A 25,808-nucleotide genomic window follows, 5' to 3' on the forward strand; every position below is an offset into this window, starting at 1 on the left:
CTTGTGTTGCAAGCCTATCGGATTTGGATCGAACGAATGACTGACACCCGCAACGGCGAGGACAACGGCAAGCTGCTCTATTGCTCCTTCTGTGGCAAAAGCCAGCATGAAGTACGCAAATTGATTGCCGGCCCCTCGGTCTTTATCTGCGACGAGTGCGTCGACCTGTGCAATGACATCATCCGTGAGGAGGTGCAGGAAGCCCAGGCCGAAAGCAGCGCGCATAAATTGCCTTCGCCTAAAGAAATCAGCGGCATCCTTGACCAGTACGTTATTGGTCAAGAGCGTGCAAAGAAGGTTCTGGCCGTAGCGGTGTACAACCACTACAAGCGCTTGAACCAGCGTGACAAGAAAGGCGACGAAGTCGAGCTCGGCAAGAGCAACATCTTGCTGATCGGTCCTACAGGCTCGGGTAAGACCTTGCTTGCAGAAACCCTCGCTCGTCTGCTGAACGTTCCGTTCACTATCGCCGACGCCACCACCCTCACTGAGGCTGGTTACGTGGGTGAAGACGTCGAGAACATCATTCAGAAGCTGCTGCAGAAGTGCGACTACGACGTAGAGAAGGCCCAGATGGGCATTGTCTACATCGACGAAATCGACAAGATTTCGCGCAAGTCTGACAACCCGTCGATCACTCGGGATGTTTCCGGTGAAGGCGTGCAGCAAGCCCTGTTGAAACTGATCGAAGGCACGGTTGCTTCCGTACCGCCACAAGGCGGCCGTAAGCACCCGCAGCAGGAATTCCTTCAGGTTGATACGCGCAACATCCTGTTCATCTGTGGCGGTGCATTCTCCGGGCTGGAAAAAGTTATCCAGCAACGTTCCACCCGGGGTGGCATTGGTTTCGGTGCAGAAGTGCGCAGCAAGGAAGAAGGCAAGAAGGTGGGCGAGTCCCTGCGTGAAGTCGAGCCTGACGATCTGGTCAAGTTCGGTCTGATCCCGGAATTCGTTGGCCGTCTGCCGGTCCTGGCCACGTTGGACGAGTTGGATGAGGCTGCTCTGATTCAGATCCTCACCGAGCCGAAAAACGCCCTGACCAAGCAATACGCCAAGCTGTTCGAGATGGAGGGTGTAGACCTCGAGTTCCGTACCGACGCACTCAAATCAGTGGCCAAGCGGGCACTGGAGCGTAAGACGGGTGCGCGTGGCCTGCGTTCGATTCTGGAAGGCGTGTTGCTCGACACCATGTACGAAATCCCCTCGCAGTCCGAGGTGAGTAAAGTGGTGATTGACGAAAGCGTCATAGAAGGCAAGTCCAAGCCGCTGTATATCTACGAAAACAGTGAGCCGGCTGCCAAGGCTGCGCCAGACGCGTAAGCGTTTCGCAGTTTCGGTATAAACAAGGGGTCCTTCAGGGGCCCCTTTGTTTTTACAGCGTTTTTTACTCCAAAGCGTTTACTGCGTTTAACTGCTGGCAATAAGCTTGTTTTTTTTGCATGCAGCCCCCATCTTGGTTTCAAGTTTATTTTTCAACTGTCATAGAGGCGAAATCATGAAGACAACCATTGAATTGCCTCTCCTGCCGTTGCGTGATGTCGTCGTCTATCCGCACATGGTTATCCCGCTGTTCGTGGGTCGCGAGAAGTCTATCGAAGCCCTCGAGGCTGCGATGACGGGTGACAAGCAGATCCTGCTGTTGGCCCAGAGAAATCCTGCTGATGATGATCCAGGCGAAGACGCCCTGTATCGCGTGGGCACCATTGCTACCGTGCTGCAACTGCTCAAGCTGCCTGATGGCACTGTCAAGGTGCTGGTGGAAGGTGAGCAACGGGGTGCGGTCGAGCGCTTCATGGAGGTGGACGGCCACCTGCGCGCTGAAGTCGCGTTGATCGACGAAGTCGAAGCCCCTGAACGTGAGTCCGAAGTTTTTGTACGCAGCCTGCTCTCGCAATTCGAGCAGTATGTGCAGTTAGGCAAGAAAGTCCCGGCTGAAGTGCTGTCCTCCCTCAACAGCATTGATGAGCCAAGCCGCCTGGTCGATACCATGGCCGCCCACATGGCGCTGAAAATCGAGCAGAAGCAAGACATCCTCGAAATTATCGACCTGTCGGCCCGTGTTGAGCATGTGCTGGCGCTACTGGATGGCGAAATCGACCTGTTGCAGGTTGAGAAACGCATCCGGGGCCGTGTGAAGAAACAAATGGAGCGCAGCCAGCGCGAGTACTACCTGAATGAGCAGATGAAGGCCATTCAGAAAGAGCTCGGCGACAGCGAGGAAGGCCACAACGAAATCGAAGAGCTGAAAAAGCGCATCGATGCCGCCGGCCTGCCGAAAGACGCCCTGACCAAGGCCAACGCCGAGCTGAACAAGCTCAAGCAAATGTCGCCGATGTCGGCTGAAGCCACTGTGGTGCGCTCCTACATCGATTGGCTGGTGCAGGTGCCGTGGAAGGCCCAGACTAAGGTGCGCCTGGACCTGGCTCGCGCTGAGGATATCCTCGACGCCGATCACTACGGCCTCGAGGAAGTCAAAGAACGCATCCTCGAGTACCTCGCTGTGCAAAAGCGCGTGAAGAAAATTCGCGGGCCGGTGTTGTGCCTGGTGGGGCCGCCAGGCGTGGGTAAAACCTCGTTGGCCGAGTCGATTGCCAGTGCCACAAACCGTAAGTTCGTACGCATGGCCCTCGGCGGTGTACGCGATGAAGCGGAAATTCGTGGTCATCGCCGGACCTACATCGGTTCGATGCCAGGCAGATTGATTCAAAAGATGACAAAAGTGGGTGTGCGCAACCCGCTGTTCCTGCTCGACGAAATCGACAAAATGGGCAGCGACATGCGTGGCGATCCGGCATCGGCTCTGCTCGAAGTGCTCGACCCGGAACAGAACCACAATTTCAACGACCATTACTTGGAAGTCGACTACGACCTGTCCGACGTAATGTTCCTGTGCACTTCCAACTCCATGAACATCCCGCCAGCGCTGCTGGACCGGATGGAAGTGATTCGTCTGCCGGGCTACACCGAAGACGAGAAGATCAACATTGCGGTCAAATACCTAGCGCCCAAGCAGATTTCGGCCAACGGCCTGAAGAAGGGCGAGATCGAATTCGAGCTCGAAACGATCCGTGACATCGTGCGTTATTACACTCGCGAGGCTGGTGTACGGGGCCTGGAGCGCCAGATCGCGAAAATCTGCCGCAAAGCGGTCAAGGAACATGCGCTGGAAAAACGCTTCTCGGTGAAAGTCACCGCCGACTCCCTGGAGCACTTCCTGGGCGTGCGTAAATTCAGTTACGGCCTGGCCGAGCAACAGGATCAGGTAGGGCAGGTTACTGGCCTGGCGTGGACCCAAGTGGGCGGCGAATTGCTGACCATCGAAGCTGCGGTGATCCCGGGCAAAGGCCAACTGATCAAGACCGGTTCGCTGGGTGACGTGATGGTCGAATCCATCACTGCCGCGCAGACTGTGGTGCGCAGCCGCGCCAAGAGCCTGGGTATCCCCCTGGACTTCCATGAGAAGCACGACACGCACATTCACATGCCGGAAGGGGCGACCCCGAAGGACGGCCCTAGCGCAGGCGTAGGCATGTGCACGGCCCTGGTGTCGGCCTTGACTGGCATTCCGGTGCGTGCCGATGTCGCAATGACCGGGGAAATCACCCTGCGTGGCCAAGTATTGGCTATCGGTGGTTTGAAAGAGAAATTGCTCGCCGCCCACCGAGGTGGCATCAAGACTGTGATCATTCCTGAAGAGAATGTTCGCGACTTGAAAGAAATTCCTGACAATATCAAGCAAGATCTTCAGATTAAACCGGTTAAATGGATTGACGAGGTCCTGCAAATTGCGCTGCAATACGCGCCGGAGCCCTTGCCGGATGTGGCTCCGGAGATTGTCGCGAAGGATGAAAAACGCGAGTCAGATTCCAAGGAAAGAATTAGCACGCATTAATGCGATTAAGCCGGGGGGCTTCCTTGACAGCTTTTTAGAGCCCTTGTTATAAAGCGGCTCTTAAGTGTCTGTAGGCCATTCAGCACTGGCTTTTGTTTTTACCAAAAAACTTAGAATCATACTCAATAGAAATATAAGGGGACTTAGAGTGAACAAGTCGGAACTGATTGATGCTATCGCTGCATCCGCTGATATCCCGAAAGCTGCTGCTGGCCGTGCGCTGGATGCAGTAATCGAATCCGTCACTGGCGCTCTGAAGGCCGGCGACTCCGTGGTCCTGGTAGGCTTCGGTACTTTCTCTGTGACTGACCGCCCAGCTCGCACTGGCCGTAACCCACAGACTGGCAAAGCACTGCAAATCGCTGCTGCCAAGAAACCAGGTTTCAAAGCCGGTAAAGCCCTGAAAGAAGCCGTTAACTAAGCTTAGCTCAAGCCTTACCTACCCGGGTCGGACGCAAGTCTGGCCTGGCAGCGGAGCGGCAGCTGACCTACGTATCCATTGGGTCACTACGCCGGGGGTGTGGGTTCAAACCCCCGTCCGCTCCGCCAGTTACGAGAAGGCGCATCCTCGGATGCGCCTTTCTTCTATCCGGACTCTACCCACGCTCCACGGTTGCCTATTTTTGAAGTTCAACCGTTTCTGGGGGACGCATGCTGCAAAATATCAGGGACAATTCACAAGGCTGGATTGCCAAGACCATTATCGGGATCATCGTCGCATTGATGGCGTTCACCGGTATCGAAGCCATTTTCCAGGCTTCGGGTAACAGTAAACAGGACGTGGCCAAGGTCAACGGTGAAGAGATCACCCAGACCGAGCTGAGCCAAGCCGTCGACATGCAACGTCGCCAGCTGATGCAACAGCTGGGTAAGGATTTCGATGCTTCGCTGCTGGACGAAAAACTGCTGCGCGAGGCGGCCCTCAAGGGGCTGATCGATCGCAAGTTGCTACTGCAAGGTGCGGCCGATTCAAAGTTTGGCTTCTCTGAAGCTGCGCTGGACCAGGTGATCCTGCAGACGCCGGAGTTCCAGGTGGACGGCAAGTTCAGCGCCGAACGCTTTGACCAGGTGATTCGTCAGTTGGGCTACAGCCGTATGCAATTCCGTCAGATGCTGACCCAGGAAATGCTCATCGGCCAGGTTCGCGCAGGTATCGCCGGCAGTGGTTTCGTCACCGACGCTGAAGTGCTGGCATTCGCCCGTCTGGAAAAACAGACCCGCGACTTCGCCACCGTCAACATCAAGGCCAACCCTGCCGCGGTGAAACTCACCGACGACGAGGTCAAGGCTTACTACGACCAGCACGCCAAAGAGTTCATGACCCCTGATCAAGTGGTTATCGACTACCTGGAATTGAAGAAGTCGTCCTTCTTCGACGAGGTCAGCGTCAAGGACGATGAACTGCAGGCTGCCTATCAGAAAGAAATCGCCAACCTCGCTGAACAGCGTCGTGCTGCGCACATCCTGATTGAAGTCAACGACAAGGTCACCGACGCACAAGCCAAGGCCAAGATCGAAGAAATCCAGGCTCGCCTAGCCAAGGGCGAGAAATTCGAAGCCCTGGCCAAGGAGTTCTCTCAGGATCCAGGTTCGGCCAACAGTGGCGGCGATCTGGGCTTTGCCGGCCCAGGCGTTTACGACCCGGAGTTTGAAACCGCGTTGTACGCGTTGAAGAAGGACCAGGTCTCGGCACCAGTGCGCAGCACCTTCGGTTGGCACTTGATCAAGCTGTTGGGCGTTGAGGCACCGCAAGTGCCTACGTTTGCCAGCCTGAAAGACAAGTTGACCAAAGAGCTCAAGACCCAGCAAGTCGAGCAGCGTTTTGTCGAAGCGACCAAGCAATTGGAAGATGCGGCATTTGAAGCGTCCGACCTGGCCCAGCCGGCGTCCGACCTGAAGCTGACCGTGCATACCTCCGCGCCGTTTGGCCGTGAAGGTGGCGAAGGTGTTGCGGCCAACCGTGCAGTGGTCACCGCTGCGTTCAGCCCGGAAGTGTTGGATGAGGGTGCCAACAGCGCCGCCATCGAGCTGGACCCGGAAACCATCATCGTGCTGCGTGCCAAGGAGCATCTGAAGCCTGCGCAACTGCCGCTGGAAAGCGTCAATGCCTCGATTCGTACGCAGATGGCCAAGGAGCGCGCCAGCGCGGCTGCCAAGACTCACGCTGACGAGTTGATCGCCAGCCTGCGTGATGGCAAGACCCCGCTGAACCAGCCGGTCGACGGCCAGGCGTGGAAGGTCACTGAAGCGGCTACTCGTAGCCAGGAAGCGATCGACCCTGCCGTGCTGCAAGCCCTGTTCCGCATGCCCAAGCCTGCGGCCAAGGACAAGCCGACCTTTACCACCGTGACCCTGGCTGACGGTAGCCTGGTGATCGTTCGCTTGAACGGCGTCAACGAAGCCGCTGCACCAACGGACGAAGAAAAGGCGCAATACCGCCGCTTCCTCGCTTCGCGTATCGGTCAGCAGGATTTCGCGGCCTACCGCAAGCAGTTGGAAATCAAGGCTGACATCAAGAAGTACTGATGTCGGTTTGAACAAAAAAGCCCTCGGCCTGAACAGTCCGGGGGTTTTTTATGTGCGCTAGACTGGGCATTCACTGTCGCGGACCAAGGAGTTTTAAGCGTGTTCGATCAAGGAAGTGAGGGGGTGGTGATCCGCCGCGCCAGTGTGGCGGATGCCCCGGCGGTTTTGCAGGTGTTCGACGAAGTGATTGTCTGGTTCGGGTCCAGGGGCAATCACGGTCAATGGGGAACTGAGCCCTGGTCAGCCTCGCCGCGGCGGGTTGCGCAAGTAACCGATGCCTGCGCGATGCCGGGTGCGTGGGTGGCACAGGACAGCAGCGGCCAGGTCCTGGCGGCACTCGTGTTGGGCGAGCCCATGGCTTATGTGCCCGCAGCGACAGAACCTGAGGTCTATGTGCGGCTGCTGATCGCCTCGCGGGATCAGCGCGTACGGGGTATTGGTCGGCGCCTCATGGCGTTCGCCGACGACCGTGCCCGTGCTGCGGGAGTGAGGCGTTTGCGTGTGGACTGCTACGGCGGCGGGACCGGCGACCTGGTTCGGTTTTATGAGTCCTGCGGATATGAGCGCATTTCAATGTTCGACCTGGAGGGATGGCCGGGCCAGTTGTTGGGGCGAAGCCTTTTGTGCGCCGGCCAGGGCCAGCAGCATTAGCAGCACAACCGCCCATGGAAATGTGCCGACACCCCATCCCTGGAGCAACACGCCGCCTGCCAAACCGCCGCCCGCGATGCCCAGGTTCCAGACGGTCACCAGCATCGACTGCGCCGCATCCGCCGACTCGCCTGCCGACTTGGCCAGCGCTGTTTGCGGGAGCGCGGGCAGTCCGCCGAAGGCCAGGCCCCATAGCGCGACGGCGGTGTAGATGACCGCTGGCAGGTCGATCCAGAACGCTAGCGCCAAGGCGAGCAGGCCAAACAGCGCGCAACTGATCAGCAGCAGTGCGCGCAACCACCGACCAATCAATACGCCTGCCAGCCAGATGCTCAACAATGCGGTGAGGCCGAACACCAGCAGCCCCCGATCGATATCCGCAACAATTCCCGCCGGTACCAGCAGCGGGGCGACATAGGTATAGAGAATGTTATGGGCCAGCACGTAGGTGAAGGTCACCCACAGCACCGGACGAATGCCTGGCAATGTCAGCACTTGATGCAGCCCCAAGCGTTTTGTTTTGTGCCGCGTTCGCCGGCAAAATCCGGAAGTTGCCAGCGCGCCCAGATCAGTACCACCATCGAGTCCCTCAACCATGCGTCGGCTAAATTGCGCGTATTTATTGATCACCTGTGCGCCGGGCTTTTTCCTACAGGTGGCGTCTCGTAGGGCAGTGACGTTTTACCGACAGGAATGCGCGCGCCAAGGCCTCGTTCTGTTGCACAATACCGCCCTGACTGTTTTCCTCGGGATTTTAAATGTCGACATCATTTTACTTGCGTAGCCTTGGGGTGGCGCTAGTGTTGGCGGGCGCCGCGGGCTGCTCGTCACCCAAGACCGCTATCTATGAACATGAGAGTTTCGACGACTCCGGCACGTTTTCGCGGGATTACCCGGTCAGTGATGTCGCCGCGTGCGAAGCCGCGCGCCGTGCCCTGCTTAGCCAGGGCTACATCATCACCAGTAACGATTCGAAAGTGGTCGTGGGTAACAAGAGCTTTCAGCAGACGGGCGAGAGCCACCTGCAGATTAGCTTCAACGTGGTGTGTGCCGATGATGGCAAAGGCACCAACCATTCAACAATGTTTGCCAACGCCTTGCAGGATCGCTACGCGCTGAAGAAGGTCAACAACTCCGCGAGTGTAGGTGTGGGTGTGCTGGGGTCCGTGTCGATGCCAATCGGCTCTACCGATGACTCGATGGTGAAAGTGGCCAGTGAGACCGTGTCCGCGCCGAAGTTCTACGATCGTTACTTTGCGCTGGTGGATGTGTTCCTGCCGCAAGAGGTGAAGAAGGCCGAGAATATCCCTGAGAAGCCGAAGGCTGACCTGGGGGTGCCGGAACCTAAAGCCGCCCCGGCTGCCGAGAAGGTCGAGCCGCCGAACGACTCGCCCGCCACTTCACAACCCGTGGCGCCGCCTGCCGAGGCCGCGCCGATTGCCCCGCAAGCAGAGCCTGCACCGGCTGCCACGAACCCGGAGCTGCCTGCGCCGACCGAAGCGATTCCGCCCCTGCCGACGCCTGCACAGTAACTCAGACCGCTGCGGGGTTCGTCTTGTCGACGTTGATCCCGTAGCGGCTGATTGCCTCGCTGACGTTATCGCGACCGATCACACCGTCATCCGCCAGCGCCTTCAAGGCCGCCAGCACGATGAAGTGCCGGTCCACTTCGAAGAATGCCCGCAGGGTTTCTCGGGTATCCGATTGCCCGAAGCCATCCGTACCCAATGCCACAAAGCGCCGGCCAGGTACGAAAGGGCGGACCTGATCGGCGAAAAGTTTCATGTAGTCTGTCGCCACCACCACGGGTCCCGTTTCGCCGGCCAAGCATTGCTCCACATAACTTATCCGTGGCTCGCTCTTCGGGTGCAGCAGGTTCCAGCGCTCGGCGTCATGGCCATCGCGACGCAATTCGGTAAGGCTGGTTGCGCTCCACACGTTGCTTTGCACGCCAAAGTCTTTCTCCAGCAATTCAGCCGCCGCCATGACTTCCCGCAGGATTGAGCCACTGCCCATCAGTTGCACCTGAGCCTGCTCGCTGGCGTTCAATCGGTACAAGCCCTTGAGAATTCCATCTTCCACGCCATCAGGCATCGCTGGGTGCGGGTAGTTTTCGTTGAGCAGGGTGATGTAGTAGTAAATGTCCTCTTGGTCGACATACATCCGCCGCATGCCTTCGCGAATGATCACCGCCAGCTCGTAGGCAAACGTCGGGTCGTAAGACACACAGCACGGAATCACCGACGATAGGATATGGCTGTGCCCATCGTCATGTTGCAAGCCTTCACCCATCAGCGTGGTGCGGCCGGCCGTGGCACCGAGCAGGAAACCGCGCGCCCTTGCATCGCCTGCCGCCCAGGCAAGATCACCGACGCGCTGGAAGCCGAACATGGAGTAGAAAATATAGAACGGAACGGTCATCAAACCGTGGTTGCTGTAGGACGTACTCGCCGCGATCCATGAGGAAATGGCGCCGGATTCATTCAGGCCTTCCTGCATGATCTGTCCGTCCTTGCTCTCCTTGTAGTAGCTCAGTTGCCCGGCGTCCTGTGGGGTATAGAGCTGGCCGACGGCGGAATGAATACCGATCTGACGGAACAGGCTTTCCATGCCGAAGGTACGCGATTCATCTGGCACGATGGGCACGATCAGTTTGCCCAGGTGCGGGTCCTTGAGCAGGGTGCCAAGGACGCGCACGAAGGCCATGGTGGTGGAGATCGCGCGTTCGCCGGTGTCTTTAAGCTGGGTGGCGAAGGCACTCAGTTCAGGGATTTGCAACGATTCGACCGCACTGTGTCGCGCCGGTACGTAGCCGCCGAGGGCCTGGCGGCGTGCAGCGAAGTAGCGGGCTTCTTCGCTATCCGCGGCAGGCTTGATGTACGGGATATCGGCGAGCTGGTCGTCGGCCACTTCCAGGCCGAAGCGGTCGCGGAAGGCTCTTACAGCGTCGGCGCCCATTTTCTTGAGTTGGTGATTGATGTTCTGGCCTTCGCCAGCTTCGCCCATGCCAAAGCCCTTGACGGTTTTCGCCAGGATCACGGTAGGTCGGCCGCTGTGGCGCACGGCGGCGGCGTAGGCGTTGTAGACCTTGTCCGGGTCATGCCCGCCCCGTGAGAGTTTCCAGATATCGTCGTCGGACATGTCCGCAACCAACGCCAGCAATTCCGGATATTTGCCGAAGAAATGTTCGCGCACATAAGCGCCGTTCTGGGACTTGTAGTTCTGATAGTCGCCGTCCACGCATTCCATCATGCGCTGGCGCAGCAGGCCGCTTTGGTCTTTTTCCAGTAGCGCGTCCCAGCCACCGCCCCAGATCACTTTGATCACGTTCCAGCCGGCGGCGCGGTACAGGCTTTCGAACTCCTGGATCACCTTGGCGTTGCCGCGCACTGGGCCGTCCAGGCGTTGCAGGTTGCAGTTGACCACAAAGATCAGGTTGTCGAGTTTCTCGCGACCCGCCAGGGAGATGGCGGCCAGGGATTCCGGCTGGTCCATTTCGCCATCACCGAGGAAGGCCCAGACTTTGCGCCCTTGGTGCTGCTTGAGGCCGCGCAATTCCAGATAGCGCATAAAGCGCGCCTGGTAAGCGGCGGTGATCGGACCGAGGCCCATGGACACGGTGGGGAATTGCCAGAAGTCCGGCATCAGCCGTGGGTGCGGATAGGACGAAATGCCCTCGCCACCGGCCTCGCGGCGGAAGTTGTCGAGCTGCGCTTCGCTGATGCGGCCTTCCAGGTAGGCGCGGCCGTAGATACCAGGTGAGGAGTGACCTTGGATATACACCAGGTCGCCGTCAAAGGTATCGGTGCGCCCACGGAAGAAGTGATTGAAGCCTACGTCATACAGCACAGCAGCTGACGCATAGGTCGCAATATGCCCACCAACGCCGGAGTGTTTGCCTGCGCGCAATACCATCGCCATGGCGTTCCAGCGAATAAACGCATTGGTACGGCGTTCGATGGCCAGGTTGCCGGGGTAGGGCAGTTGGCGGTCCACCGGGAGGGTGTTGACGTAGGGGGTGGTAATCCGCCCATAGAAGTCGCCATGCCGCGCCACGTCGAAATCCAGCAACTGATCGATCAGGTAGTGCGCGCGCGGGCGGCCTTCGGTGGACAACACCGATTCGATGGACTCCAGCCACTCGCGGGTTTCCTGTGGATCGTCGTCGCGTCTGACTGCGTTGTTCGGGGTCATGTGAAGCTCCAGGGTAGGCGGAATTCAAGTGACGGGCTCCTCGTGGGAGTGCCGTCAATGTAATTGCAATTGCAACTACATAGCCGAATCTAGCGCGGGATGAGCTACTATTGCAACCTTCTTGAAATCCCTCGGATGGTGTTGCATGTCGTCGAAAGAGCCTGATGTATGGTTCCGTTTTGTCAGGGCCCACAGGACGGTCATCCGTGAAATCGAACGCCGCCTGGCCGAGGCGGACTTGCCGCCCTATGCCTGGTACGACGCCTTGTGGGGCCTGGAAAGCGGGCCCGATGGCACCCGCCGCATGCACGAGCTGGCGGATGTGTTGGCCATCGAGCGCTACAACCTCACGCGTCTGGTCGACCGCCTGGAAAAGGATGGCTTGGTCGTGCGTTCGCGCTCCGATGGCGACGGCCGCGCGGCGTTTGCCTCGATCACCGATGCCGGCCGGGTGTTGCGTAAAAAAATGTGGAAGATCTACGAAAGCACGGTGGATGAGTTGTTCCTGTCGCAGATCGAACCGGCGCAGCGCCAGGGGTATGCGGATGCGCTGGAGCGCACGGCGGGGCTGGCGATGGAGGCCGGGGTACAGACCCGCAGCCGGCGCAAATCCTGAAACTCAGTGGAGATCCAGTGTGGGAGCTCCAATTCATTTGAGTGGGTACCGGGCCATCGCTGTTTCCACCTGCTGAATATCAATGCGCCCCTCATCCGCCAACGCCCGCAGCGCCATCACCACAATCCAATACCGACTCGGCGCACCGGCCTGCACCGACCCCGCTCCCAGCGCCACAAACCGCGCATCCATATGAGCGGCCAACTGATCGACAATCGCCTGCGGATACCCGGTGACGGCAACCACCGGCGCCGCATTTGCGGCGAGGCATTCACGCAGATGGCAACTGCGCTTGGGCGCTGTGGGGTGCAGCCGATTCCAGCGTTCAGCCGCTGCAGCCTCACGCGCCAGTCGCGTGTAACTGGGGCAACTCCACACCTGGGCCTTGATGTCCCAGTCCTGCTTCAATAACCGTGCGGCATGCAGCGCGTCTTCCAGTGCCCGGCCCGCACCGAGCAAACGTACGTCGCCCGTGTGGTCACGCTTGATTGGGTACATGCCCTTGAGCGCGTCCTCGCGATCCTGCGCGCTCAGCACCCCTGCGCTTTGCTGATCATGCAACGCCAGGTAATAAAACCCCGGTTCACCGTCGACATACAGCGTGTGCAAGCCAGCCAACACGATTGCCCGGGCTTCTTCGCCGGAAGCCGGGTCGTACGGCGTGCAACGTGGATGGGTAGCGAGCCACAGCGGCAGGGAAGGTTGTGCACCTTTGGGCCAGTGCGAAGGCTGGTTTTCGATGTCGTTACACAGGATGCCGCGCTGCTGGGTCACGTCCGCCAGCGCACTCAACTGTGCCGATGATTGCGCGCTGTGTAGGTACAGCAAGGGTTTTTCGACGGTATTGCGCGCAAACCAGCGGGGCCAGTTCCCCACACGCCGGGAGCGTGACTGGCCGCGAATCACCCACGCCTGTCGGCTGGATTCGAGCGTGTTGGCCATGGTCATCACGGTGTACAGCGGTGAGTTGGGAGCGTCTTCTGCAGCGCTCAAAACGTCGATGCAGCGTTGCGCGCAGTCAAGGGTGGAGGCGGGCATGGGCGAGTCACCTGGTAACAGATGCGCCTACCCTAATCGAATTCTTTATATGATTGTAATTGCAATGATTGCAATCGCACCTCAAGTCCTGGCGACTAAATCCATAAAGCGCTGCTACGTTTAATCCTGAAGTGCAGGAACGTCATGGCGCAGACATTTTTTCGTCATCACGGCACTTTAGGCTTGTGATGAATGTCATTTGTTTGCAACCGCTTTTAATTCAAAAAAGGAGTCCCCCATGGACGATTACCAGGAAGAGCTGCTCGAGTACCAGGCCTTTGAATGGGACCCGCTGGAACCCGCAGACGATGCAACCGAGCTGTAAGACCGACTTCAGGCGGAATGCCGCTGACTGCGGCGAAATTCCCCTGGGGTCTGGTTGTTCCACCGCCTGAACGCCCGCTGGAAGGCTTGGGCCGAGGCAAAACCGAGCAAGTAGGCGATCTCGCCGAACGCCAGTTCCGTGTCGCGAATATAGGTCATGGCCAGGTCGCGGCGGGTATCGTTGAGAATTGCGCGGAACTGAGTGCCTTCTTCGGCCAGTTTGCGGCGTAGCGTCCAAGTCGGCAGCTTCAAGCGTGCCGCCACTTCTTCCAGGTCGGGTTCCCGGCCGCCATTGAGCATCGGCCCGAGCAACCGGGTAATGCGCTCGCGCAGGCTGCGGGTGCGGGTCAATTGCTCCAACTCTCTCTCGCAAAGTTGTAACAACAAGTTCCAGGTGCTTGGGCAGTGCTGCGGGTTGCGCAGGGCCAGGGTTTGCTGGTTGAGGCGCAATTGGTTGGCCTCGGCGCTGAAGTGAATGTCTCCGAGCGCGTGGTACTGATGGGCATACACCGGTGCTTCAAATTCGATGTCGATGCGTTGTGCCTGCACCCGGTGCTGGGCCAGGCACGACAATTGATGCAGCCAGCCGGCGATGATCGAGTCGACCACAAAGCGGTTGAAGGCGTTGTAGGGGCTGATGGAGTAGAAGCGCAGCCAGGCGCCTTCGGCATCCTCGACAAAGCTCGACTGCCCGCGATAATTGGAGCCGTACAGTGCTTCGAAACGAGTCAATGTGCGCGCAGCCTCGCGTACGTTGGGCGCCTGGGCGGCAGTGACGCCCGCGAGCCCTGACTGGCTCAAGCGGCTGAACTGGCCCATGCGCAAACCCAGGCTTGGGTCGCCGGTGAGCTGGATGGCCGCATGGCCAAGGCGCATGTAACGCGGGATCGATAAGCGTGCTCCGGCCTCTGCGAGGCGGGCCGGGTCGAGGCCGTATTGCAGCAGCAGCGGCTGCGGGTCCAGGCCGTGGCTGTGGATGGCATCCGCCAGGGTGTGCACGAAGCCCACCGACAGGTCCCCCAGCCGTACGGGCTTCACAACCAGATATTCAACAAGCGCGCACCACGGGCGTCGCTATCTGCGCTGATGTGCCCGTTGCTGCTGAGGAAGCTATGCCCAGCAGTGCCCAGGTCCCAGAACTGTCCACGCAGGAACACGCTCATGCCGGCGCTTGCCTGACTGACGGGCGGTTGGCTGATCAGCGTGAGACGGCGCCAGGCTTCGCCTTCACTGAGTTCTTCGGGCTTGAGGCTGATTTCAGTCGGGGTGGAGACGCTTTTGAAACCGCGCCATGGGCGGTCCCAGGTGTCACGTCCCAGCACAAGGGCCGGCACTGCTATCAACTGCGCGCCGTGTTCGTTGAGTTTGCGGTAGTTGTCCGGGTACCAGCTGTCGCTGCCCACCAGCACGCCCAGTCGACCGGCCGGGGTGTCGACCACGCTGACGACGTTTTCATCACCGGGTTCGATAAAGCCACGTTCATCGTAGATCGGGTAGAGCTGACGCTGCGGCTCGCCGACGGGCAAACCGTCGGCGCTGAAGACAACGCTGGCGTTATACAGCGCACCATGGCCGACCTGCAGCTGTCCCTGACTGACGCTTGGGTTGGGCAGGGTGATGGAGCCGGCCACCAAGGTCACGCCAAACTCCTTGGCCAGGCCGCCAAACAACACCTGATAGTCCCGCGCCATGCCATCGGCTTTCATGCGCAGGTAGGCGTCGTCGGTGCGGTTGTCGCCCGTGGCGCTGATCCACGCGCGCGCAAACATCAGTGGGTTGCTGACCGACAGCCAATTCATCGCATCCTTCGCGTGGAGAGCCTGGTAGACCTCGTTCTTCTCGCCTATGAGCATCAGCCAGGTGCCAATATGTTCGGGCAGTACCACGATGGTCTTGTCGTTGATCAGCCCTTGGTCGCGGGCTTTTTGCAGGTAGGCCGACAGCTTCAGGTGCAGGCGCTCCAGGCTCTGGTAGTCGGCCGGAAACAGCTCCGGCTGGATGCCCAGCAAGTTGCCACGGTCAGCCGGCAGGCCTTCGTTGACGGCGAGGGTGATGCGCAGGTCCGACAGGTAATGCGCCACGGGGCGCTCCTGGGTCCAGACCAGATACGCGGCGACGGCGGCAACCAGGGCCATGGTGGCGGTAAAAGCTAGAAGTTTACGCATGGGGCAACAGACAACAGACCGTGTGCAGGGTTCGCCGACTAGGGTAGGGCCCATGGGCCGGCTTGCCAAGGGGCACTGTGCATTTGGATCAATAACTTGTCAGTTTCAGTCATTGAGCGGTAGTGCGCCGGCTCTTAGTCTGTGGGACATAAACCGATGGCGGGCCGCATGAGCCTGTCACGCCCCCGTGATGATCCGTTGTGGAGCTTGACCATGACCGCTGTTGCCTACCCGCACCTGCTGGCCCCGTTGGACCTGGGTTTTACCACCTTGCGCAACCGTACCCTGATGGGCTCGATGCACACAGGCCTTGAAGAAAAGCCCGGCGGTTTCGAACGCATGGCCGCCTATTTTGCCGAGCGCGCCCGTGGCGGCGTTGGCCTGATGGTCACGGGCGGCATTGGCCCGAATGACGAGGGCGGGGTGTACGCCGGCGCGGCCAAGCTGACCACCGACGAAGAAGCGCAAAAACACAAGATCGTGACCAACGCCGTGCACGAGGCGGGCGGCAAGATCTGCATGCAGATCCTCCACGCCGGTCGTTATGCCTACAGCCCTAAACAAGTTGCACCGAGCGCGATCCAGGCGCCGATCAACCCGTTCAAGCCCAAGGAGCTGGACGAAGAAGGCATCGAAAAGCAGATCCAGGATTTTGTCACCTGTTCGTTGCTGGCTCAGGTCGCCGAGTACGACGGCGTGGAAATCATGGGGTCCGAAGGCTACTTCATTAACCAGTTCCTCGCCGCCCACACCAACCATCGCACCGACCGTTGGGGCGGTAGCTACGAAAACCGCATGCGCCTTGCGGTGGATATCGTGCGCCGTGTGCGTGAAGCCGTCGGCCCGAATTTCATCATTATCTTCCGCCTGTCGATGCTCGATCTGGTGGAGGGCGGCAGCAGCTGGGAAGAAATTGTGCAGTTGGCCAAGGCTATCGAAGGCGCCGGTGCGACCCTTATCAACACCGGGATTGGCTGGCACGAAGCGCGTATCCCGACCATCGCCACCAAGGTGCCGCGCGGCGCGTTCAGCAAAGTCACCGCCAAACTGCGCGGTGCGGTGCAGATTCCGCTGATTACTACCAACCGCATCAACACCCCGGAAATCGCCGAGCAGATCCTCGCCGAGGGCGATGCCGACATGGTGTCCATGGCGCGCCCATTCCTGGCCGACCCGGAATTCGTCAACAAGGCCGCCGCTGGCCGTGCCGATGAAATCAACACCTGTATCGGCTGCAATCAGGCCTGCCTGGACCACACCTTCGGCGGCAAGCTGACCACCTGTTTGGTCAACCCGCGCGCGTGCTATGAGACCGAGCTCAATTACCTGCCCGTGCAGCAAATCAAGAAGATCGCCGTGGTTGGTGCCGGTCCTGCCGGTCTGGCGGCGGCAACCGTGGCTGCGGAGCGCGGCCATCAGGTGACGCTGTTTGATTCCGCCAGCGAGATCGGCGGCCAGTTCAATATCGCCAAGCGCGTGCCGGGCAAGGAGGAGTTCTTCGAAACCCTGCGCTACTTCAAACGCAAATTGCAGACCACCCACGTGGAGCTTTGCCTCAATACCCGTGTGGACGTGGCGCAACTGGCGGCGGGCGGTTATGACGAGATCATCCTGGCTACCGGCATCGCGCCGCGTACCCCGGCGATCCCGGGGGTCGAGAATGCCAAGGTACTGAGCTACCTGGACGTGATCCTCGAACGCAAGCCGGTAGGCAAGCGCGTAGCGGTGATCGGCGCCGGTGGTATCGGTTTCGACGTCTCGGAATTTCTCGTGCACCAAGGTGTGTCCACCAGCCTGGACCGCGAAGCGTTCTGGAAAGAGTGGGGCATCGACACCCAGCTGCAAGCCCGCGGTGGTGTAGCCGGTATCAAACCGCAACCCCATGCGCCGGCGCGTGAAGTGTTCTTGCTGCAACGCAAGACTTCCAAGGTGGGCGACGGCCTGGGCAAGACTACCGGCTGGATCCACCGTACCGGTTTGAAGAACAAGCAGGTGCAGATGCTCAACAGCGTCGAGTATTTGAAAATCGACGATGAAGGCCTGCATATCCGCATTGGCGCCGAGGGTGAACCCCAAGTGCTGGCGGTGGACAACATCGTCATCTGCGCCGGCCAGGACCCGCTGCGCGAACTGCAGGACGGCCTGGTCGCGGCGGGCCAGAACGTGCACCTGATCGGCGGCGCCGATGTGGCGGCCGAGCTGGATGCCAAGCGCGCTATCAATCAGGGTTCACGCCTCGCTGCCGAACTGTAAGAACCCAAACGGGGCGGTGTTAGACTACCGCCCCATTTTTCATGCAGATGTTTCCCGATGGGCCCCTTCGATTGGTTTCCCCGCGCACCGCTTGAACCCTTGCAGCTGGATTGGCTGCAAGGGGTCGAGCTGGCCGTGTTGCGCCTGGATTGTATCGACCCGCTGATCAGTGGCAACAAATGGTTCAAGCTCAGCGGGCATCTAGCGCAGGCGCAAAACGCCCGCGGCATCATCAGCCTGGGCGGCGCTTACTCCAACCATTTGCACGCGTTAGCCGCTGCCGGCAAGCGTTTTGACTTCCCTACCGTAGGCCTGCTGCGCGGGCATCCACAAGACACCCCTACTGTCCTCGACTTGAAGGCTTTTGGCATGCAATTGCATTGGCTGGGTTATGGCGGCTACCGCGCGCGCCATGAACCGGACTTTTGGCTGCCGTGGCGTGAGCAGTATCCCCATCTGCATCCCGTGCCTGAAGGCGGCGGTGGTAGTGCGGGTGCATTGGGTTGCTCCGTGTTGGTCGAGCAGGTGCGGGCGCAATTGCCCGCGCGGGGGTGGGCCGATTACGACGCTTGGTGGTTAGCTGCGGGCACTGGCACCACATTGGCCGGCCTGGTGCTGGCAGAGGCGGGCGCGCGCTTGGTGTATGGCGCCATGGCGGTGCCGGACGATCACGGCGTAACGCAGAACGTCGACGCTATCGTGCAGGGCGGTTATGAATTGTTGGACGCTAGCCGAGGTGGTTTTGCCAAGGTCGATCCGCTGCTGCTCGACTTTATTGACACCACGCAGCGAGCCTGCGGGTTGCCATTGGAGCCGCTCTACACCGGCAAGGCGTTACTGGCGTTGAAGCTGCAGATCGAAGCCGGGCGCTTCTCCCCCGGCACACGCCTGATCTTCGTCCACACCGGCGGCCTGCAGGGCTGTCGAGGGTTCAATGCCTGACACAGAACCCCTGTGGGAGCTGGCTTGCCTGCGTTCGGCCAGCGTGGTTGACGGGGCGCCTCAGATCAAAATCAAAAGCCAGGCGGTCTGACAGCCGACCGAGATCGTTTGGGGCGTGCTTGGTCAAAAATGTGGGAGCGGGCTTGCTCGCGAAGGGGGCGTGTCATTTGGCAGATTTGCTGACTGACGCAACCCCATCGCGAGCAAACCGACCCGGTATCATCCGCAACGCCGTGTTATCCCGCAGGATGTAATGGTGAGCAATTCCCGCCAGTGCATGCAGCCCGATCAGCCAATAACCGACCTTGCCGAACCAGACATGCCAGCCTTCAATCTGATTGGCGAGGTCCTTGTTCTCGCCAATCAACGGCGGCAACTCCATGCCATAGAAACTCACCGAATGCCCCTCGGCACTGACAATCAGCCAACCGGCAATCGGCATGCCGATCATCAACGCATACAACGCGACATGCATCAGCGTAGCCAGCAAACGCTGCCATTGTGGCGGTGCAGGTAGGATCTTCGGTGCGACGCCCAGGCTGCGCGCAAACAACCGCAGCCACACCAGCACAAACACGGTAAGGCCAAACATAAAGTGCATTTCGACGATCAACGTTCGCGCACCGCTGCCTTTCGGAAACTGGCCGCGCAGTTCAATGCAGGCGTAGACCACTGCCAGCAGCACCACCATCAACCAGTGCAACGCGATCGACAGGGTGCTGTAGCGCGTATCGGAGTTTTTCCACAGCATCGCTGTGTTCCTCACTTATCAGGTCAGACCTCCGTTCTTTAATGACGAAGTCCTTTTAATGTAAGCCTGTTTTGTGCGTTTTACGCGGTGCGACTGCGCTTTTCTTGACCTCGGTCAGTGGCTCTGCGGCATTTCCCCACGCGCCAGGCGCGCATTGATGTCGGCGATCACCGAAGGCAGGTCGTTGATGGTGTCGATCAGGTAGTGCGGGCGCGAGCCTTCGAACATCGCTTCGACGCGCTTGCGCTCGCTGGCCAAAGTGGCGGCGTCAAGGGCGCTGAACTGCGCGTAGGTCAATCCCAGTGCGTTGCCGGAACAGGTCAGGGCAACGGTCCACATACCGGCGCGGCGGCCTTCGAGGATACCCGGCACCGTGTCGTCAACCTTTACGCACGCTGCCACATCATCGATACCCAGCGCGATCACATTAGCCAGCGCCTGGGCTGGCCAGGGGCGACCATTGGGCACTTCATCGGTGGCCACTACATGATCGGCGATATAACCGTTGGTGGCCGCCAGTGCGACGACTTTATCCATCACTTGTTTGGGGTAGCCGGAGCAGGAACCGATCTTTATGCCTTGCACGCGCAGCCGTGCGATGGTGTCGAGGGCACCGGGAATAAGCGTCGAGTGCTCGGCGATCTTCTCGATCTGCAATGGCATGAAGCGTTGGTAGATAGCGGTTACGTCGTCATCGCTCGGCGTGCGGCCGAAGGCTTTGCGGTAGCGTTCGGCGACCTGCGGCTGGTCGCACAGGGTGCGGATGTGGTCCCACTTGCCCATCCCCATCGGGCCACGGGCTTCTTCGATGGAGACTTGCACGTCGAATTCGGCAAAGGCTTCGACAAAAATCTGCGTGGGTGCGAAGGAGCCGAAGTCGACCACGGTGCCGGCCCAGTCGAGGATCACAGCTTGCAGGGCGTTGGGGTTCTGGTAGTTCATGCGTGTGTTCCGAAGGAAGAGAGGGTGATGCCCATGGCTTGCAGTACTTCGCCAATGGCGGTGACGGCGGCGTTCATATCGGTGGCATCGACATGGCCGATGCAGCCCACGCGAAAGGTTTCCACCTGGGTCAATTTGCCCGGATACAGGATGAAACCCTTCGCCTTGACTCGTTCGTAAAAATCCTTGAATTGATAGCGCGGGTGTTGCGGAGCGTGGAAGGTGACGATGATCGGCGCCTGGATCGCCGCCGGTAGGAAGCTGCGCAGGCCCAGTTCGGCCATGCCATCCAGCAGCACCTGGCAGTTGCGTGCATAGCGTTGATGGCGCGCGGGCAGGCCGCCTTCTTCAACGTACTGCAGCAGCGCTTCGTGAAGGGCTGCGACCACGTGGGTCGGCGGGGTGAAGCGCCATTGGCCGGTCTTGGCCATGTAGCTGTGCTGGTCAAACAGGTCCATCGCCAGGGAATGGCAGTTGCCTTGGGCCGCGGCCAGCGCGGTTTTTTCGGCGAAGACAAAACCCATCCCCGGCACGCCTTCCAGGCATTTGCCGGAGGCGGCAATCAGAGCGTCGAACGGCACTTCTCGGGCGTCGATCGGCAGCGCACCAAAGGAACTCATGGCGTCGATGATCAGGCGCTTGCCGTGGTTTTTAATGACTTGGGCGATTTGCGGCAGTGGGTTGAGAATACCGGTGCTGGTTTCGCAGTGGATCAGCGCGACGTGGGTGATGGCCTTGTCGGCCTGCAGCAGCCGGTCGACGTCGGCGGCGGTGGTCGGTTTGTCTTCGGCGGTTTCAAAGGTGCTGAAATCGCGGCCGAGCACTTCGCAGATCCGGGCCAGGCGCTTGCCATAGGCACCGTTGATCAGCACCAGCACCTTGGCGTTGCGCGGTACGAGGGTGCCGATGGCGGCTTCGACAGCGAACGTGCCGCTGCCTTGCAATGGCACGCAATGGTGACTGTCGGCGCCGTTGAGAATCGCCAGCAGGTGTTCGCACGCACTGGCGGTGAGCTGGTTGAAACGGTCATCCCATGAACCCCAATCCACCATCATTGCCTGACGGGTCCGGGCGGAGGTGGTCAGGGGGCCAGGGGTCAGCAGGATCGGCGCGGTGGTCATCTCAAATTCTCGCAAGGCATCGGGGGCTGAAGCTACGGCGCCTAAATTGCAGTTTGGCTTGTCATCAATCAAATTGTTTGTTGTTATGCGAGCTATCAGTGAGGCCGATAGCTATGAATCTTTTTCAATTGCGCGCATTCGATGCCGTGGCCCGCGAAGGCAGTTTTACCCGTGCGGCGGCGCGGCTGTTCATCAGCCAACCGGCGGTAACCGGGCATATCAAGGCTCTGGAAGAGCACTACCAGATCCCGTTGCTGCGGCGTACCGCACGTCGGGTAGAGGTGACGCAGGAGGGCGCGCGCCTGGCGGCGATCACGCGGGCGATCTTCGGCCTGGTGGATGAAGCGCAGGCGATGCTGGAGGCCAACCGGCAATTGCTCACCGGGCGCCTGGAAGTGGCGGCGGACGGCCCGCATCTGGTGATGCCGATGATCGCCAGCCTGCGCGCGCGTTACCCTGGGATTACCGTCAACCTGCGCTTGGGCAACGCCCAGGAAACCCTGGCTGCGTTGTTGTCCGAGCATGCGGATGTGGCGGTACTCACCGAAGTGGAGCCGCGTAATGGCCTGCATCTGCTACCCCTGAGCGCGTCGCGGATCTGCGCGCTGGTGCCTGCCAGTCACCCCTGGGCGACCCTGCCCAAGGGTATCCGCCTGGATCAGCTCAACGACGTGATCATGGTGCTGCGCGAGCCCAGCTCCATCACCCGGCGCACCTTCGATGACGCCTGCCTGGCTGCCGGTGTACAGCCCAAGGTGCTGCTGGAACTCGACAGCCGTGAGGCGGTGACCGAGGCCGTTGCTGCCGAATTGGGCGTAGGCGTGGTGTCGTCGATGGAAGTCAGCCCCGACCCGCGCGTGTGCGCCGTGCCGATCCAGGGCGAAGGGCTGCTGAATCACCACATGCTTGGCTGCATGGAGCGGCGGCGCTCATTGCGCTTGACTCAGGCATTTTTCGAGTTGGCACCCTGACGGTTTTTTGGTGGAACGATGCGTTCTTGCGCTATAAACTCTGCCCCCAAAGCGCCGGCCAGTAGACGTTTCGGCGCGATGGACGAAAAGAGAGTGAGTCATGGGCGCACAGTGGAAAGTCAAACATAAAGAAGCGGCATCCAATGCCAAGGGCAAGATCTTCGGCAAGCTGGTGAAAGAAATCACCATCGCCGCCCGCAACGGCGCCGACACCGCGACCAACGCCCACCTGCGTCTGGTGGTGGAACAGGCCAAAAAGGCCTCGATGCCCAAGGAAACCCTGGAACGCGCGATCAAGAAAGGCGCCGGTCTGCTCGGCGAAACCGTGCAATACCACCGTGTCACCTACGAAGGGTTCGCCCCGCACCAGGTGCCGCTTATCGTCGAGTGCGTGACCGACAACATCAACCGCACCGTGGCTGAAATCCGTGTGGCGTTCCGCAAGGGTCAACTGGGTGCCTCCGGCTCCGTGGCGTGGGACTTCAACCACGTCGGCCTGATCGAAGCCTCGCCGGACAGCCCGGACGCCGATCCGGAAATGGCCGCGATTGAAGCCGGGGCCCAGGATTTCGAAGACGGCGAAGAAGAGGGCACCACCCTGTTCATCACCGAAACCACCGACCTGGACGCCGTACAAAAGGCCTTGCCGGAGCAGGGTTTCACCGTGCTGTCGGCCAAGCTGGGTTACCTCTCGAAAAACCCGGTGAGCGGTTTGAGCGCCGAGCAGATGGCCGAAGTCGAAGCCTTCCTGGAAGGCCTGGACAACCATGATGACGTGCAGGATATGTTCGTCGGTCTGGCTGGCTGAAACGCGGTAAAAAGTGTGGGCTGGCTTGCCTGCGATAGCGGTGTATCAGTCACTGAAAAAGTGAATGACACGAGCTCATCGCAGGCAAGCCAGCTCCCACATTTGAATCGAGTTTCAGTCCCGGTTCAGCAGTGCTTCGATTTCCTCGAACCCTGGCCGCGCCAGTACATCAGGCTGACAGCAGCTTTCTTGCAGCGTCATCAATTCGCTGTTCACCCGCTCCTCAACCCGCTCCAACAACTCCCCCAGCAACACGCCGAACGCCCGCACTTCAATGCGCTGCAACGCCTTGGTTTCCAGGGTGCCTGCCGTGGCATGGAACGACGCCGCGCCAAAGTCCCCCAGCAGGCAATCACCCGCTTCATTCCATAAAATATTGTGGCCGTAGAGGTCGCCATGGGTAATGCCATGACGGTGCAAATGCGCAGTCACCGAAGCGATGCCCCGTGCCATGCGCAAGGCCACTTCAAGACTGAGGCGCATGCCCGATTCGTAGATATCCCGGGTGCACGAGGCCAGGCTCGGCAGGGCTGCAAGGTTGCGGTAGCTCGGGTCGATCAGGTCCATCACCAATGCGGCCTGGTCATCAGGATGGCCGATAACGCGGCCTTCTACCGTGATCAGGTTGGGGTGCAACCCGGCGGCGATGCAGGCTTGCATTTCGTGCAACGGTGAGCCGTCGCTGGTGATGGTGCCTTTATAGAGTTTGACTGCGACGGGTTTGCCTGACGGTTTCCACAGCGCTTTGCGGATAACGCCGGAAGCGCCTTCACCGAGGACTTCGGCCAGTTCCAGGTCGGACCAGGGAATATTGGGGGTGGCGTCATCACCTGCCACCTCCATCGCCATTTCCACCGGGTTACCGGCATAGGCCAGCCAGGTCAGGCTTGGCAGGGCCAGTAGCCATTCCGGCAGATGGGTGAGGCGGTTGGAGGCGATGCGCAGCAATTCGAGGTTGTGGCAGTGGGCCAGGCTCTCCGGCAGGTGCACCAGGAGATTGCCGGCCAGCATCAGCTTTTGCAGCAGCGGGCGCTTGCCCAGTTCGTCGGGCAATTGGCTGATGCGGTTATCGGTCAGGATCAGCCAGCGCAACAACGGCGGCAACGCGGCGGCAGGCACGTGGCGGATCTGGTTGGCCTTGAAGCCGATCATGCTCAGTCTCGTGCATTCGCCCAGGCAGGCTGGCAGTTCAGTAAAGAGGTTATCCGAGCAAAACAGCACGCGCAGGTGAGGCAGGCGGTGCAGGTCGTCGGGCAGGCTGCTCAGGGCGTTACCGCTGAGGTTGAGGATCTCCAGCGAGTCGGCCAGTTCAAAAATTTCCCGGGGGAATTCGGTCAGCCCACAGGACAGGTCCAGCCGCGTGATACCGGCCAGTTGGCCGGCCTTGAGTTGGGCGAGGGTATTCATGAACGGCGCAGTCACTCGGCAAGGTGGCGTGAATGGCGTTCATGATACCGGGTCGCGCGAGCGTTGCGGGCCGGCCTGTTGCAATTGTCCGAGACGGCTGGCGGTGCGGGCGAGGTCGATGGCTTTGCCACCCAAGGCAAGGTTGAGGGGCTGCTCGCCGATCAGAATCAGTTGCTTGTCCCGGTCGTAGAGTACGTCCACCAGATTGATGAATCGCTGCTGCACGGCAATCGGGCACTCCGCCAGTTGTGGCAGGCCGTCGATGATCCAGTCATCGTAGTCCTGGCAGAGCAGCAAGTAGTCCATCACTGCCGTCAACTGTTCGCACAGGTCGTTGAAGGTGAAGGCAATGGAGCGGTCTGTATGGCGGCGACATATCAAGGTTCGAGTGCCGACGGGCAAGGGCTGAGGCGTGCAGTCTACAGCGGTCAAACCGAGTGCTTCGCGCTGGCTCGCGGTCCCCGGCCAGACGTAGTGACCGCTGGTAAAGCGTTGCACGCTCCGAGTCTGGGGCAGGCTGCGAAAATCCTGGGGCGAGCTGACTTCCAGCACCTCCATACGCGCGGCGATCAGGTCGATCACCGGCTTGAAGCGCTCGTGATACAGGGGGTTGGGTAGCAAGTCTTGCGGCGCATAGTTGGACGTTACCAGCACCAGCACACCGCGTCCGAACAGGGCCTTGAACAGCCGAGATATCAACATGGCATCGCCGATGTCGTGGACGTGGAATTCGTCGAAACACAGCACCCGGCAGTCCGTCAGCAGTTCATCCAGGGTCAAGACCAGGGCATCGTCTTGCCCGCGATGCTTGAACATGCCGCGATGCAGTTGGGCAAAAAAGTCATGGAAGTGCACACGTTGCTTCTCGGTAATCGGCAACGCCTGAAAAAAGCCATCCAGCAGCCAGCTTTTGCCGCGGCCCACCGACCCGTGCAAATACAGGCTGCGGGTGGGCTGGCCGGCGAGCAGGGTCTTGGTTTCACGGGCCAGGGCGGCAATGGCGCGGGTTTGGCCGCTGCTCAGGGTAAAGCCCTGTTGCTCGGCTTTTTGCTGAAAGAATGCAGGGATGGGCGAGTCGTCGAGGCTGTCGGTTCTTTTACCGAGGAGGCGACGGATAAGGGGAAGCACGGCCAATGTAAGTCACTCTGTATTTCAGTGGTCGCTTACTGTAGGGCGCCCGCCGCGATTTGACCAATAGAGCTAGGTG

Annotated in this window: 20 protein-coding genes and 1 pseudogene; 11 read left to right on the forward strand and 10 right to left on the reverse strand. The window is 60.0% G+C overall.

The genetic code is table 11. From position 1 onward, the window contains the following. The first annotated feature begins 36 nt into the window (after nucleotides 1–36). The 5 genes from clpX to AACY36_RS21180 all read left to right on the forward strand — a co-directional run bounded on the left by clpX (nucleotide 37) and on the right by AACY36_RS21180 (nucleotide 7,069). Complete coding sequence (clpX, locus tag AACY36_RS21160; protein ID WP_017136464.1) at nucleotides 37–1,320, forward strand: ATP-dependent Clp protease ATP-binding subunit ClpX; 1,284 nt, start codon at nucleotides 37–39, stop codon at nucleotides 1,318–1,320. 175 nt (nucleotides 1,321–1,495) lie between these two features. Beyond that, nucleotides 1,496–3,892 carry an endopeptidase La gene (gene lon, locus AACY36_RS21165; protein WP_314563009.1) on the forward strand — a complete coding sequence of 799 codons (2,397 nt, stop codon included), beginning with the start codon at nucleotides 1,496–1,498 and terminating at the stop codon, nucleotides 3,890–3,892. A 148-nt stretch (nucleotides 3,893–4,040) separates the two neighbouring features. After that, nucleotides 4,041–4,313 carry an HU family DNA-binding protein gene (locus AACY36_RS21170; RefSeq protein ID WP_003174819.1) on the forward strand — a complete coding sequence of 91 codons (273 nt, stop codon included), beginning with the start codon at nucleotides 4,041–4,043 and terminating at the stop codon, nucleotides 4,311–4,313. Nucleotides 4,314–4,543: 230 nt separating this feature from the next. Next, nucleotides 4,544–6,418, forward strand: a complete 1,875-nt coding sequence (locus AACY36_RS21175) for a SurA N-terminal domain-containing protein (RefSeq protein WP_339417987.1) — start codon at nucleotides 4,544–4,546, stop codon at nucleotides 6,416–6,418. A gap of 99 nt (nucleotides 6,419–6,517) precedes the next feature. Then, nucleotides 6,518–7,069, forward strand: a complete 552-nt coding sequence (locus tag AACY36_RS21180) for a GNAT family N-acetyltransferase (RefSeq protein WP_339427858.1) — start codon at nucleotides 6,518–6,520, stop codon at nucleotides 7,067–7,069. Here AACY36_RS21180 and AACY36_RS21185 read toward each other — a convergent pair. Continuing rightward, nucleotides 6,989–7,653: pseudogene (locus tag AACY36_RS21185) on the reverse strand (MFS transporter); the annotation flags it as partial. The gene AACY36_RS21180 and the pseudogene AACY36_RS21185 overlap by 81 nt on opposite strands. A 174-nt stretch (nucleotides 7,654–7,827) precedes the next feature. Here AACY36_RS21185 and AACY36_RS21190 point away from each other — a divergent pair. Beyond that, a complete protein-coding gene (locus tag AACY36_RS21190) occupies nucleotides 7,828–8,601 on the forward strand; it encodes a DUF2242 domain-containing protein (protein WP_339417983.1) in 774 nt (257 codons plus the stop codon). A gap of 1 nt (nucleotide 8,602) precedes the next feature. Here AACY36_RS21190 and aceE read toward each other — a convergent pair whose 3' ends face one another. After that, a complete protein-coding gene (gene aceE / locus AACY36_RS21195) occupies nucleotides 8,603–11,263 on the reverse strand; it encodes a pyruvate dehydrogenase (acetyl-transferring), homodimeric type (protein ID WP_339417981.1) in 2,661 nt (886 codons plus the stop codon). A 145-nt stretch (nucleotides 11,264–11,408) separates the two neighbouring features. Between aceE and AACY36_RS21200 the strand changes: the two genes are divergently transcribed. Beyond that, nucleotides 11,409–11,879, forward strand: coding sequence for a MarR family winged helix-turn-helix transcriptional regulator (locus tag AACY36_RS21200; RefSeq protein ID WP_339417980.1), 471 nt, complete (start codon nucleotides 11,409–11,411; stop codon nucleotides 11,877–11,879). Nucleotides 11,880–11,912: 33 nt separating this feature from the next. Here AACY36_RS21200 and AACY36_RS21205 read toward each other — a convergent pair whose 3' ends face one another. The 3 genes from AACY36_RS21205 to AACY36_RS21215 all read right to left on the reverse strand — a co-directional run bounded on the left by AACY36_RS21205 (nucleotide 11,913) and on the right by AACY36_RS21215 (nucleotide 15,406). Beyond that, nucleotides 11,913–12,917 (reverse strand): transketolase-like TK C-terminal-containing protein, encoded by a 1,005-nt coding sequence (locus AACY36_RS21205; protein ID WP_339417979.1) that lies wholly within the window; start codon nucleotides 12,915–12,917, stop codon nucleotides 11,913–11,915. Nucleotides 12,918–13,250: 333 nt separating this feature from the next. Beyond that, complete coding sequence (locus AACY36_RS21210; RefSeq protein ID WP_339417977.1) at nucleotides 13,251–14,279, reverse strand: AraC family transcriptional regulator; 1,029 nt, start codon at nucleotides 14,277–14,279, stop codon at nucleotides 13,251–13,253. Then, nucleotides 14,276–15,406, reverse strand: coding sequence for a carbon-nitrogen hydrolase family protein (locus AACY36_RS21215; RefSeq protein WP_339427857.1), 1,131 nt, complete (start codon nucleotides 15,404–15,406; stop codon nucleotides 14,276–14,278). Before AACY36_RS21215 ends, AACY36_RS21210 begins: the two co-directional genes overlap by 4 nt. Nucleotides 15,407–15,619: 213 nt before the next feature. Between AACY36_RS21215 and AACY36_RS21220 the strand changes: the two genes are divergently transcribed. Together AACY36_RS21220 and AACY36_RS21225 are read left to right on the forward strand one after the other, a co-directional pair. Next, entirely contained in the window at nucleotides 15,620–17,659 is a 2,040-nt protein-coding gene (locus AACY36_RS21220) for an NADPH-dependent 2,4-dienoyl-CoA reductase (RefSeq protein WP_339418071.1), read from the forward strand. A 57-nt stretch (nucleotides 17,660–17,716) separates the two neighbouring features. Continuing rightward, entirely contained in the window at nucleotides 17,717–18,601 is an 885-nt protein-coding gene (locus tag AACY36_RS21225; protein ID WP_339417973.1) for a 1-aminocyclopropane-1-carboxylate deaminase/D-cysteine desulfhydrase, read from the forward strand. Nucleotides 18,602–18,764: 163 nt separating this feature from the next. Here the strand turns inward: AACY36_RS21225 and AACY36_RS21230 are convergent, their stop codons facing one another. From AACY36_RS21230 to AACY36_RS21240, 3 genes are all read right to left on the reverse strand, one after another. Next, the gene (locus AACY36_RS21230) at nucleotides 18,765–19,352 is read right to left on the reverse strand and encodes a cytochrome b (RefSeq protein ID WP_339497547.1); all 588 of its coding nucleotides are present in this window, start codon (nucleotides 19,350–19,352) and stop codon (nucleotides 18,765–18,767) included. Nucleotides 19,353–19,466: 114 nt separating this feature from the next. Beyond that, complete coding sequence (gene phnX / locus AACY36_RS21235) at nucleotides 19,467–20,294, reverse strand: phosphonoacetaldehyde hydrolase (RefSeq protein ID WP_339417970.1); 828 nt, start codon at nucleotides 20,292–20,294, stop codon at nucleotides 19,467–19,469. Then, nucleotides 20,291–21,415 (reverse strand): 2-aminoethylphosphonate--pyruvate transaminase, encoded by a 1,125-nt coding sequence (locus AACY36_RS21240; protein WP_339427855.1) that lies wholly within the window; start codon nucleotides 21,413–21,415, stop codon nucleotides 20,291–20,293. Before AACY36_RS21240 ends, phnX begins: the two co-directional genes overlap by 4 nt. A gap of 113 nt (nucleotides 21,416–21,528) precedes the next feature. Here AACY36_RS21240 and AACY36_RS21245 point away from each other — a divergent pair, with 113 nt between their 5' ends. Beyond that, nucleotides 21,529–22,386 carry a LysR substrate-binding domain-containing protein gene (locus tag AACY36_RS21245; RefSeq protein ID WP_339427854.1) on the forward strand — a complete coding sequence of 286 codons (858 nt, stop codon included), beginning with the start codon at nucleotides 21,529–21,531 and terminating at the stop codon, nucleotides 22,384–22,386. A 100-nt stretch (nucleotides 22,387–22,486) separates the two neighbouring features. Beyond that, nucleotides 22,487–23,194 carry a YebC/PmpR family DNA-binding transcriptional regulator gene (locus tag AACY36_RS21250; RefSeq protein ID WP_049712595.1) on the forward strand — a complete coding sequence of 236 codons (708 nt, stop codon included), beginning with the start codon at nucleotides 22,487–22,489 and terminating at the stop codon, nucleotides 23,192–23,194. A gap of 114 nt (nucleotides 23,195–23,308) precedes the next feature. On the opposite strand, the gene AACY36_RS21255 is transcribed toward AACY36_RS21250, so the two are convergent. Then, complete coding sequence (locus tag AACY36_RS21255; RefSeq protein ID WP_339427853.1) at nucleotides 23,309–24,601, reverse strand: protein kinase; 1,293 nt, start codon at nucleotides 24,599–24,601, stop codon at nucleotides 23,309–23,311. 39 nt (nucleotides 24,602–24,640) lie between these two features. Beyond that, nucleotides 24,641–25,735: a cell division protein ZapE gene (zapE, locus tag AACY36_RS21260; RefSeq protein ID WP_339497548.1), complete on the reverse strand. Its 1,095-nt coding sequence runs from the start codon at nucleotides 25,733–25,735 to the stop codon at nucleotides 24,641–24,643. Nucleotides 25,736–25,808 lie beyond the last annotated feature (73 nt).

This window comes from Pseudomonas sp. EA_15y_Pfl1_P101 (assembly GCF_963970835.1).
Lineage (GTDB): Bacteria > Pseudomonadota > Gammaproteobacteria > Pseudomonadales > Pseudomonadaceae > Aquipseudomonas > Aquipseudomonas tritici.